Genomic DNA, 12,440 nt, shown 5'->3' on the forward strand with positions numbered 1-12,440 from the left:
TTAAAAATTAAATGGGGCCAAATATGATTATTGTTTATATTGTGCTGTTGTTAATTCTTGTATACGTAAATTATCGATTAGTGAATCGATTGCTATCTGAAAATAGAATATATGTTGTTCGTTTGATAGCAACAATTACTACTGTTATAAGCTTTATCCTTGTATACGCATTAATTCACGAACTCATGCCTTTTGTTGTGCGGGCAATGGATTTAATGTATCACCAGTAAATTTAGTGAGTAGGTAAAATGAACTATTCAATCGATTCTATAATTAAAAATGAAAGTAAAGTAACCAAATATTGAAGAGGTGTACAAATGAAAATATATAGTCAAGGTGACCAAGCCATTGTAGTCGCAATTGAAAAAGAAGTATCTAAAAGTTTAACCGAAGATTTATTAACACTTCGCTCATATTTAATTGAACAAAATTATCCATTTATTATAGAAATTGTGCCATCAGAATCAGACATGATGATTGTCTATGACGCAAGGGATATGATTAAACACCATAATATACAATCACCTTTTTTATACATGAAAGCACTAATAGAATCGATTCATTTAAACATAAAACATGATTTTAACCAGCAAGATTTGATTGAAATACCAATTGTGTATGGTTCGAAATATGGTCCGGATTTAGAATCACTTTTAAAACATTACAAAATCAAGCTAGAAACTTTTATTGAATTACATTCTAAGGCGCAATATTTTGTTTCGATGATGGGATATTCACCTGGGTTTCCTTATTTAACTGGATTAAATAAGAAATTGTATATTAATCACACGAGTAAACAGAAAAAATTCATTCCAGCTGGTTCTGTAGTACTTGAAGGGAAAAAATGCGGTATTGTAACTACGGATACAATTAATGATTGGTTAGTTATTGGTTATACACCATTATCACTTTTTAATCCGAAAGAATCAGATTTCGCACGCTTAAAGTTAGGCGATAATATTAAATTTAGACCTATCAATGAAAATGAATTAGAAGTAGGAGCGTTTAAAGATGTCAATCATAATTGAAAAAAGTGGCTTATTCAGTAGCTTTCAGGACTTTGGCAGAAGGGGATATGAACATGATGGTGTAATTCCATGTGGTGCACTTGATACTTTAGCACATGAAATTGCTAATCGATTAGTTGCAAATGACAAGAATGAAGCAACTTTGGAAATGACTAATAAAATGGCAACGATTCGTTTTACAGAACCTACGCTGATTGCATTAGCAGGGGGTAATGTCAAAGCTTACACTGAGCATATGACTATATCTCCATATAAATTGTATTTGTTAGATAAAGGCGATGTTTTAAAGTTTAGAGAAACAAGTTATACATCGCGAGTGTATTTAGCTGTGGGAGGCGGATTTGAATTAGATGCATGGTTAGGATCTAACTCAACCGACTTTAATGTAAAAATTGGTGGTTTTAAAGGTAGAACATTACAAGATGGCGATGAAATAAAGCTTAAGAGAGATTATACAGCTCGTCATCATAAGTTATTTGAAAACCTTGCTCACACGAAACAAACAGATTGGGGTATTGATGGATACGCCTTGTCATTTAATTATATGTCTGATGTATTTCATGTCGTTAAAAATAAAGGTACGGAAGATTTTAAAGAAGATGCCATTCAAAGATTTGTGAAACATGATTATAAAGTAACGAGCAAAGCAAATCGCATGGGGATGATGCTTGAAGGTGAAAAAATCAAAGCCTTTTATGAAGATATGCCACCGTATCAGACTGTCAAAAAAGGAACGATACAAATTAAGCGTGATGGCACACCTATTATCTTATTAAATGATCATTATACGCTAGGTAGCTACCCGCAAATCGGTACAATCGCAAGTTATCATTTAACGAAATTAGCACAAAAACCGCAAGGATCACGTTTGAAATTTCAATTTATAGATATTTTAACGGCTGAAAAGAACCTTGTTAAGTATAGTAACTGGTTAAACCAATTATTCCATGGAATAGAATATAGAATGCAATTAGAAATGATGAAATAATATTTGGTACGTAGCTCATACTCGAGTCCGATGCAAATAATTTCCTCCTAATGTATAATGAAATAATACTGTGTTTTATCTGCGAAATGTATCATATTCTAATTCGTTTCACAGTAAAATGAAAAGATGAAGTGTGTTTTTACTTGAATTTTGACTAAAATTACTCTATATTTATTAATTGAGCTATGCTTATTATTACAATTTGATTACAAATTTTAAATTTGTTAATTGAATGATAATATTAAATAAAGAAACTTACACAAGCAAATATGAGTTGTAGCCCAAAATACTTGTTAAATCAAAGTTGAAAGCTACAAATAATGAAAATTATAAACTTGAATCTGAAAGTAATTACTATAATTATGACAATGTTAACTTTTAAACGCACTTATTAATTAACTACATAATGTTAATATCTAATTTATTCAAGTACTTTCGCAAGATTTATTATCTAAATAACGGGGGAAAGAATCATGAGTTCACAAAAAAAGAAAATTAGTCTTTTTGCGTTCTTCTTATTAACCGTAATAACGATTACCTTGAAGACGTATTTTTCTTATTATGTTGATTTTTCTTTAGGTGTTAAAGGTTTAGTACAAAACTTAATATTATTGATGAATCCTTATAGTTTAGTAGCACTGGTTTTAAGTGTGTTCCTATTCTTTAAAGGCAAAAAAGCATTTTGGTTCATGTTCATAGGCGGCTTCTTATTGACGTTCCTATTATATGCCAATGTTGTGTACTTTAGATTCTTCTCGGATTTTTTAACGTTTAGTACTTTAAACCAAGTAGGTAACGTAGAATCTATGGGTGGTGCGGTTAGTGCATCATTCAAATGGTATGACTTTGTTTATTTCATTGATACGTTAGTTTACTTATTCATTTTAATATTTAAAACAAAATGGTTAGACACAAAAGCATTTAGTAAGAAATTTGTTCCTGTCGTAATGGCGGCTTCAGTAGCATTATTCTTCTTAAACTTAGCTTTTGCTGAAACTGACAGACCAGAATTATTAACACGTACATTTGACCATAAATATTTAGTGAAATATTTAGGACCGTATAACTTTACAGTATACGATGGTGTTAAAACTATCGAAAATAATCAACAAAAAGCGTTAGCATCTGAAGATGACTTAACAAAAGTATTAAATTATACGAAACAACGTCAAACAGAGCCTAACCCAGAATATTATGGGGTGGCAAAGAAGAAAAATATTATTAAGATTCATTTAGAAAGTTTCCAAACCTTCTTAATTAATAAAAAGGTTAATGGTAAAGAAGTAACACCGTTTTTAAACAAATTATCAAGTGGGAAAGAGCAATTCACATACTTCCCTAACTTTTTCCATCAAACAGGTCAAGGTAAAACATCTGACTCTGAATTTACAATGGATAACAGTTTATACGGTTTACCGCAAGGTTCTGCCTTTTCATTAAAAGGAGATAATACGTATCAGTCACTACCAGCAATTTTAGATCAAAAGCAAGGCTACAAATCTGATGTCATGCACGGTGACTATAAAACATTCTGGAACAGAGACCAAGTATATAAACACTTTGGTATCGATAAATTCTATGATGCAACATACTATGACATGTCTGATAAAAACGTTGTAAACTTAGGCTTGAAAGACAAAATTTTCTTTAAAGATTCTGCTAATTATCAAGCTAAGATGAAATCACCATTCTATTCTCATTTAATTACTTTGACTAACCACTATCCATTCACATTAGATGAAAAGGATGCGACTATTGAGAAGTCAAACACAGGTGATGCAACAGTTGATGGTTATATTCAAACAGCGCGTTATTTAGACGAAGCATTAGAAGAATATATTAATGACTTGAAGAAAAAAGGATTATATGACAATTCAGTGATTATGATTTATGGTGACCACTATGGTATCTCTGAAAACCATAACAATGCCATGGAAAAACTATTAGGTGAAAAAATCACACCAGCTAAATTTACAGATTTAAACAGAACTGGTTTCTGGATTAAAATCCCTGGTAAATCTGGTGGTATCAATAATGAATATGCTGGTCAAGTCGATGTAATGCCAACAATTTTACATTTGGCTGGTATAGATACGAAGAATTATTTAATGTTCGGTACTGATTTATTCTCTAAAGGTCATAATCAAGTAGTTCCATTCAGAAATGGTGACTTTATAACAAAAGATTATAAATATGTTAATGGTAAGATTTATTCTAATAAAAATAATGAACTCATAACTACTCAACCAGCTGATTTCGAAAAGAATAAAAAGCAAGTTGAAAAGGATCTCGAAATGAGTGACAACGTGCTTAATGGTGATTTGTTTAGATTCTACAAAAATCCAGACTTCAAAAAGGTAAATCCTTCGAAGTATAAATATGAAACAGGACCTAAAGCAAACTCTAAAAAATAATATTTAAACACGAACTCGGATTGATAAAATATCAATCCGGGTTTTTATTATGTTCTTTTATATTATGTTTTACATTATATGTGTTGATAAAAAGGTATATTATAAAGATCATTAGCATAGTCATCAAAGCCTTAACAAGTTTTATTTATAGTTGAAGCAACAATATATTAAATTATGACACTTAACGGTATCGATTTCTTTTGATTTCAAAAAGGTGTATAATGTATAGAACTGATTTAAGTACGTAGAGATTTCAACAGAAGAAGGAAGATGGGTATGGAAGCATATAAAATTGAACATTTAAATAAATCTTATGCCGATAAGACTATATTCGATAACCTAGATTTATCAATTTCAGAAGGTGAAAAAATAGGTTTAGTAGGCATAAATGGTACAGGGAAAAGTACGTTGTTAAAAGTAATTGGTGGTATTGATGATGATTTTACAGCCAATGTTATGCATCCAAATCAATATCGAATTCGATATTCGTCTCAGAAACAGGACCTTAATGAAGATATGACAGTTTTTGATGCAGTATTAAGTTCTGATACAACAACTTTACGCATCATCAAGCAATATGAGCAGGCAGTACAAGCTTATGCGGATGACCAAAGTGATAAATTGTTCAAGCGAATGATGGATGCGCAAGATGCTATGGATCAACATGATGCTTGGGACTATAACGCTGAAATTAAAACAATCCTCTCAAAACTAGGTATACATGATACTACTAAATACATTAAAGAATTATCCGGCGGACAACAAAAACGTGTTGTACTTGCAAAAACATTAATAGAACAACCAGATTTATTGTTATTAGATGAACCTACGAACCATTTAGACTTCGAATCAATCAGCTGGTTGATCAATTATGTGAAGCAATATCCTCATACTGTTTTATTCGTAACCCATGATCGATATTTTTTAAATGAAGTTTCCACTAGAATTATTGAACTAAACAGAGGTAAGTTAGCGTCATATCCTGGTAACTATGAATCTTATATTGAAATGCGCGCTGAAAGAGAAGTATCACTTCAAAAGCAACAACAAAAGCAACGAGCTTTATATAAGGAAGAACTTGCTTGGATGAGGGCTGGAGCTAAGGCTCGTACTACAAAGCAACAAGCTAGAATTAATCGATTTAATGACCTAGAAAATGAAGTTAACCAGCAATATAAAGACGATAAAGGTGAATTGAATCTTGCTTATTCAAGATTAGGTAAGCAAGTGTTCGAATTAGAAGACTTATCAAAGGCTATTAATGATAAAGTATTATTTGAACATCTGACGGAAATTATTCAAAAAGGTGAGCGTATTGGTGTTGTTGGGCCAAATGGAGCTGGTAAAACAACACTCTTAAATATTTTGAGTGGAGAAGACCAACAATTCGAAGGTAAATTGAAGACTGGACAGACGGTTAAAGTAGCTTATTTTAAGCAAACAGATGAGACCCTGGATAGAGATATTCGTATGATTGATTATTTAAGAGAAGAAAGTGAGATCGCAAAAGAAAAAGATGGAACCTCGGTATCTATTACACAACTTCTTGAACGATTTTTATTTCCAAGTGCAACTCATGGTAAAAAAGTTTATAAATTATCTGGTGGAGAGCAAAAGCGTTTGTATTTATTACGTCTACTCGTACACCAGCCAAATGTTCTGTTGTTAGATGAACCGACAAATGATTTAGATACTGAGACTTTAACAATACTTGAAGATTATATTCATACTTTCGGTGGTACAGTGATTACCGTAAGCCATGATCGCTACTTTTTAAATAAAGTTGCACAGTCATATTGGTTTATTCATGATGGTCAGATGGAAAAGATTATCGGAACTTTTGAAGATTATGAAAGTTATAAAAAATCATTAGATAAAAATAAATCCACATTGAAGCAACAATCTAAATCTTCTACAACTGTACGTAAGAAAAATGGTTTATCATATAAAGAAAAGTTAGAATATGAACAATTGATGAAACGCATAGAACAAGCGGAAGTAAGAATGGAAGAAATAGATGTGCTCATGATTGAGGCAAGTGCAGATTATGGGAAAATTAAAGAATTAAACGAAGAAAAAGAACAACTTGAAATTCAATATGATTTAGACATCACAAGATGGAGTGAGTTAGAAGAAATTAAAGAACAACAATAAGGGGTCAATTTATGATGCAACAAACATTATCGCATTACTTTGGGTATGAAACGTTTCGACCAGGACAAGAAGAAATTATTAGCAAAGTATTAGACCATCGTAATGTGCTTGGTGTCTTACCAACTGGTGGAGGTAAGTCTATATGCTATCAAGTACCAGGTTTATTGTTAGGTGGTACAACAATTGTAATAAGTCCACTAATATCATTAATGAAAGATCAAGTGGATCAATTAAAAGCGATGGGAATTCAAGCTGCTTTTTTAAATAGTAGTTTGACTCAAAAAGAGCAACAACGTATTGAAAAAGCATTATCAAATGGAGAAATTCAATTTTTGTATGTTGCACCAGAACGATTTGAAAACCGATATTTTTTAAATATGCTTCAGCGTATAAAGATTCACTTAGTCGCGTTTGATGAAGCGCATTGTATTTCTAAATGGGGTCATGATTTCAGGCCGAGTTACCAAAATGTTATTTCAAAAGTATTTACGTTACCTCAAGATTTTACAATAATAGCGTTGACAGCAACTGCCACGGTTGAAGTACAGCAAGATATTAGAGAAAAGTTAAATATCGCTCAAACTGATCAAATTAAAACGAGTACTAAGCGTAGAAACTTAATTTTTAAAGTAAATCCTACTTATCAACGTCAAAAATTTATATTGGATTATATTAAAACACATGATGAAGATGCAGGTATTATTTATTGTTCTACACGTAAGCAAGTTGAAGAGCTTCAAGAAGCCTTAGAAAGCCAGAAAATTGAAAGTGTTATATATCATGCAGGTTTGAGCAATAAAGAAAGAGAAGAAGCGCAGAATGATTTCTTATTTGATCGTGTTAAAGTAGTCGTTGCTACAAATGCTTTTGGTATGGGTATTGATAAATCCAATGTACGTTTTGTTATTCATTATAATATGCCTGGAGATTTAGAATCTTATTATCAAGAAGCCGGTCGTGCAGGTCGTGACGGGTTGAAAAGTGAATGTATTTTGTTATTTAGCGAACGCGATATCAATTTACACGAGTATTTTATAACAGTCTCTCAAGCTGATGATGACTATAAAGATAAAATGGGCGAAAAGTTAACTAAAATGATTCAATATACAAAAACAAAAAAATGTTTAGAAGCAACAATTGTCCATTATTTTGAACCGAATGAAAAATTAGAAGAATGTGAACAATGTAGTAATTGTGTTCAACAAGATAAATCATATAATATGACACAAGAAGCTAAGATGATTATTAGTTGCATCGCTCGTATGAAACAACAAGAGAGTTATAGTGTTATCATTCAAGTGCTAAGAGGAGAGTCAACAGATTATATTAAGTACAAAGGTTATGATCAAATTTCAACCCATGGTTTAATGAAAGGTTACACAACATCAGAATTAAGTCACTTAATAGATGAATTAAGATTCAAAGGGTTCTTAAATGAAAATGATGAAATATTAATGTGTGATACTTCAATTAAAAAATTACTCAGTAATGAAGTAGAAGTATTCACAACACCATTTAAGCAAAAAGCGACTGAAAAAGTATTTATAAATACGGTTGAAGGGGTTGACCGAGTATTATTCAGTCAGTTGGTAGAAGTTCGTAAAAAGTTAAGTGACAAATTAACGATAGCACCTGTAAGTATATTTTCTGATTACACGTTGGAGGAATTTGCTAAACGTAAGCCTGCTTCGAAACAAGATATGATTAATATTGATGGCGTAGGTAGTTACAAATTAAAACATTATTGTCCAGCATTTTTAGAAACGATTCAAAATTATAAAGCCAAAGTATAGTGAAGACACCTAGTAAGCATTCCTTGTTTTACTGGGTGTTTTTTTGAATTCAAGGTAAAATAACACTATTTCTTAACTGGAGATTACCTATTATTCATTATTTTATTAAAAAAGTTCAAGGATAAATCATTTAAATTTGAAAATTGTAATAAACGTGGTTAAATAGGGAATACATACATATAATCTCGGTTTTATGCTATGAGAAAAAAAGAGGTGGCAAAGTGATTAAGTTTAAAAATGTAACTAAGCGTTATGGCAAACATGTTGCTGTCGATAACATTAGTTTCAATATTAATGAGGGTGAATTTTTTGTGCTAATTGGACCTTCAGGTTGTGGAAAAACTACGACATTAAAAATGATTAATCGACTCATTCACTTAAGTGAAGGTTATATTTATTTTAAAGATAAACCAATAAGTGATTATCCAGTATACGAAATGCGTTGGGATATTGGATACGTATTGCAGCAGATTGCATTATTCCCACATATGACAATCAAAGAAAATATTGCACAAGTGCCACAAATGAAAAAGTGGAAAGAAAAAGATATAGATAAAAGAGTAGATGAATTACTTGAAATGGTTGGATTAGAACCTGAAAAATATAAAAACAGAAAACCTGATGAATTGTCAGGGGGGCAACGACAACGTGTAGGAGTTATACGTGCGTTAGCAGCTGATCCACCAGTTATTTTAATGGATGAACCGTTTAGTGCATTAGACCCAATCAGCCGAGAAAAACTTCAAGATGATTTAATTGAATTACAAACTAAAATTAAGAAGACAATCATATTTGTTACACATGATATTCAAGAGGCGATGAAACTTGGTGATAAGATTTGTCTTTTGAATGAAGGGCATATTGAACAAATTGACACACCAGAAGGATTTAAAAATAATCCTCAAAGTGAATTTGTTAAACAATTTATGGGTAGTCATTTAGAAGATGTTGCGCCATGTGTTGAAGAGAACGCAATTATCCGTGACTTGGATATTATGAAACCAATCGATGAGGTTACATCTATGAGCGCTTATCCAATTGTTTATGACAATCAACCAATTGAAGTATTGTATCAACTTTTATCAGAGAGCGAGCGTGTCATTGTCATGCAAGAAGATAGCGTAGGTCAATATGTTATTGATAGGAAAGATATCTTCAAATATTTGTCCCAGAAAAAGGAGGTAGCTCAACATGACTAACTTTTTCGACATATTGAGTGAACGTAAGGGGCAACTCTTTTCGACAATGATAGAACATATTCAAATATCATTTATCGCATTATTGATTGCAACTGCTATTGCGGTACCATTAGGTATTTTATTAACGAAGACTAAAACGATATCTGAAATCGTAATGAATATTGCGGCAATTCTTCAAACCATACCATCGTTGGCATTATTAGGTTTAATGATTCCTTTATTTGGTATCGGTCGTGTGCCAGCAATTATTGCACTTGTAGTGTATGCGTTGTTACCAATTTTAAGGAATACGTATACTGGAATTAAAGAAGTTGATCCATCACTCATTGAAGCGGCTAAAGGTATAGGTATGAAACCATTTAGACGTTTAACTAAAGTCGAACTTCCGATAGCAATGCCTGTTATAATGGCTGGTGTAAGAACGGCTATGGTATTAATTATAGGTACAGCAACACTAGCAGCATTAATTGGTGCAGGCGGACTAGGAGATTTAATTTTATTAGGTATAGACCGTAACAATGCATCGTTGATATTATTAGGTGCAATTCCAGCAGCCTTATTGGCAATTATATTTGATTTAATTTTAAGATTTATGGCTAAATTATCTTATAAAAAGTTATTGATGACGTTAGGTGTTATAGTGATGATTATTATACTGGCTATCGCTATTCCTATGTTTGCACAAAAAGGTGATAAAATTACGTTAGCTGGAAAGCTTGGCTCCGAGCCATCGATTATTACAAATATGTATAAAATTTTAATAGAAGAAGAGACCAAAAATACTGTAGAAGTGAAAGATGGTATGGGCAAAACAGCATTTTTATTTAATGCTTTAAAATCTGACGATATAGATGGGTATTTAGAATTTACTGGAACAGTTTTAGGCGAATTAACAAAAGAACCATTGAAGTCAAAAGAAGAGAAAAAAGTTTATGAACAAGCTAAGCAAAGTCTTGAAAAGAAATATCAAATGACTATGTTAAAACCAATGAAGTATAACAATACGTATGCTTTAGCTGTAAAACGTGATTTTGCTAAACAACATAATATACGTACAATTGGTGATTTAAATAAGGTTAAAGATCAACTTAAACCAGGATTTACATTGGAATTTAATGATCGTCCAGATGGTTACAAAGCTGTTCAAAAGGCTTATAATTTAAATTTAGATAACATACGTACAATGGAACCTAAGTTGAGATATCAAGCGATCAATAAAGGTAATATTAATTTAATAGATGCATATTCAACTGACGCTGAATTAAAACAATATGATATGGTTGTGTTAAAAGATGATAAGCACGTATTTCCACCATATCAAGGAGCACCATTATTTAAAGAAAGCTTTTTAAAGAAACATCCAGAAATTAAGAAACCGTTAAACAAACTAGAAAACAAAATATCTGATGAAGATATGCAAATGATGAACTATAAAGTAACAGTTAAAAATGAAGACCCATATACAGTTGCGAAAGATTATTTAAAAGCAAAAGGGTTAATCAAATAACGACCAACGCCACATAAGATGCGTAACACCAAATTATATCTTATGTGGCGTTGTTATATTTAAATCTATAATTATGTTCAATTTAAACATGCAATAATGATTAAAAAATATGACATGTTAAACACAATGTAAGCTATTATGATGTGAAAATAGTAGCATTGCATTTTAGAAACATAGAGCGATATAATGAATATAAGTTTTTTAAAATTTCAGTTAATTCTAAGGAGGTTGTTTTTATTATGAAAGAACAACTTAATCAACTATCAGCATATCAGCCTGGTTTATCTCCAAGGGCATTGAAAGAAAAGTATGGCATTGAAGGAGATTTATATAAACTTGCATCAAATGAAAATTTGTATGGACCATCGCCTAAAGTTAAAGAAGCGATATCAGCACACTTAGATGAGTTATATTATTATCCTGAAACAGGATCACCGACATTAAAAGCGGCGATTAGTAAACATTTAAATGTAGATCAATCACGCATTTTATTTGGTGCGGGATTAGATGAAGTTATATTAATGATTTCTAGAGCTGTATTAACGCCAGGGGATACTATTGTTACAAGTGAAGCGACATTCGGTCAATATTATCACAATGCGATTGTTGAATCAGCTAATGTGATACAAGTACCTTTAAAAGATGGTGGCTTCGATTTAGAAGGTATTTTAAAAGAAGTTAATGAAGATACGTCATTGGTATGGTTATGTAATCCAAATAATCCTACAGGTACATATTTTAATCATGAGAGCTTAGATTCGTTTTTATCTCAAGTACCTCCACATGTACCAGTAATTATAGATGAAGCTTATTTTGAATTTGTGACAGAAGAGGACTACCCGGATACACTTGCTTTGCAACAAAAATATGACAATGCTTTCTTATTACGTACATTTTCAAAGGCGTATGGATTAGCGGGTTTACGTGTAGGATATGTGGTAGCAAGTGAACATGCGATTGAAAAATGGAACATCATTAGACCACCATTTAATGTGACACGTATATCTGAATACGCAGCAGTTGCAGCACTTGAAGATCAACAATATTTAAAAGAGGTAACACATAAAAATAGTGTTGAACGCGAAAGATTTTATCAATTACCTCAAAGTGAGTATTTCTTGCCAAGTCAAACGAATTTTATATTTGTAAAAACAAAGCGGGTAAATGAACTTTATGAAGCACTTTTAAATGTAGGGTGTATTACGCGACCATTTCCAACTGGTGTTAGAATTACAATTGGTTTTAAAGAACAAAATGATAAAATGTTAGAAGTTTTATCAAACTTTAAATACGAATAGTAAGTGCAGGCTGGGACATAAATCAATGTTCTGTGCTCTACGAAGTTATATTGGCAGTA

At 31.7% G+C, this 12,440-nt stretch carries 9 protein-coding genes; all 9 read left to right on the plus strand.

Translation table 11 applies throughout. From position 1 onward, the window contains the following. Nucleotides 1–23 precede the first annotated feature (23 nt). On the plus strand, nucleotides 24–230 hold the full coding sequence (locus IDG66_RS00150; protein ID WP_001790169.1) for a hypothetical protein: 207 nt from the start codon (nucleotides 24–26) through the stop codon (nucleotides 228–230). An 87-nt stretch (nucleotides 231–317) separates the two neighbouring features. Beyond that, a complete protein-coding gene (locus tag IDG66_RS00155) occupies nucleotides 318–1,028 on the plus strand; it encodes a 5-oxoprolinase subunit B family protein (protein ID WP_000708692.1) in 711 nt (236 codons plus the stop codon). Further along, on the plus strand, nucleotides 1,012–2,016 hold the full coding sequence (locus tag IDG66_RS00160; RefSeq protein ID WP_000022323.1) for a 5-oxoprolinase subunit C family protein: 1,005 nt from the start codon (nucleotides 1,012–1,014) through the stop codon (nucleotides 2,014–2,016). The genes IDG66_RS00155 and IDG66_RS00160 overlap by 17 nt, the downstream gene beginning before the upstream one ends. A gap of 473 nt (nucleotides 2,017–2,489) precedes the next feature. Then, nucleotides 2,490–4,430 carry a polyglycerol-phosphate lipoteichoic acid synthase LtaS gene (gene ltaS / locus IDG66_RS00165; protein ID WP_000098285.1) on the plus strand — a complete coding sequence of 647 codons (1,941 nt, stop codon included), beginning with the start codon at nucleotides 2,490–2,492 and terminating at the stop codon, nucleotides 4,428–4,430. Nucleotides 4,431–4,700: 270 nt separating this feature from the next. Then, nucleotides 4,701–6,584: an ABC-F family ATP-binding cassette domain-containing protein gene (locus IDG66_RS00170; RefSeq protein ID WP_000525108.1), complete on the plus strand. Its 1,884-nt coding sequence runs from the start codon at nucleotides 4,701–4,703 to the stop codon at nucleotides 6,582–6,584. An 11-nt stretch (nucleotides 6,585–6,595) separates the two neighbouring features. Further along, entirely contained in the window at nucleotides 6,596–8,377 is a 1,782-nt protein-coding gene (recQ, locus tag IDG66_RS00175) for a DNA helicase RecQ (protein ID WP_000983677.1), read from the plus strand. A 221-nt stretch (nucleotides 8,378–8,598) separates the two neighbouring features. Further along, complete coding sequence (locus IDG66_RS00180) at nucleotides 8,599–9,576, plus strand: ABC transporter ATP-binding protein (RefSeq protein ID WP_000589264.1); 978 nt, start codon at nucleotides 8,599–8,601, stop codon at nucleotides 9,574–9,576. Continuing rightward, on the plus strand, nucleotides 9,569–11,083 hold the full coding sequence (locus IDG66_RS00185; protein ID WP_000180991.1) for an ABC transporter permease/substrate-binding protein: 1,515 nt from the start codon (nucleotides 9,569–9,571) through the stop codon (nucleotides 11,081–11,083). The genes IDG66_RS00180 and IDG66_RS00185 overlap by 8 nt, the downstream gene beginning before the upstream one ends. A gap of 239 nt (nucleotides 11,084–11,322) precedes the next feature. Continuing rightward, nucleotides 11,323–12,381 carry a histidinol-phosphate transaminase gene (gene hisC / locus IDG66_RS00190; protein ID WP_000663032.1) on the plus strand — a complete coding sequence of 353 codons (1,059 nt, stop codon included), beginning with the start codon at nucleotides 11,323–11,325 and terminating at the stop codon, nucleotides 12,379–12,381. The last annotated feature ends 59 nt before the right edge of the window (nucleotides 12,382–12,440 follow it).

The organism is Staphylococcus sp. EG-SA-18, from assembly GCF_017151825.1.
Taxonomy (GTDB): domain Bacteria; phylum Bacillota; class Bacilli; order Staphylococcales; family Staphylococcaceae; genus Staphylococcus; species Staphylococcus aureus.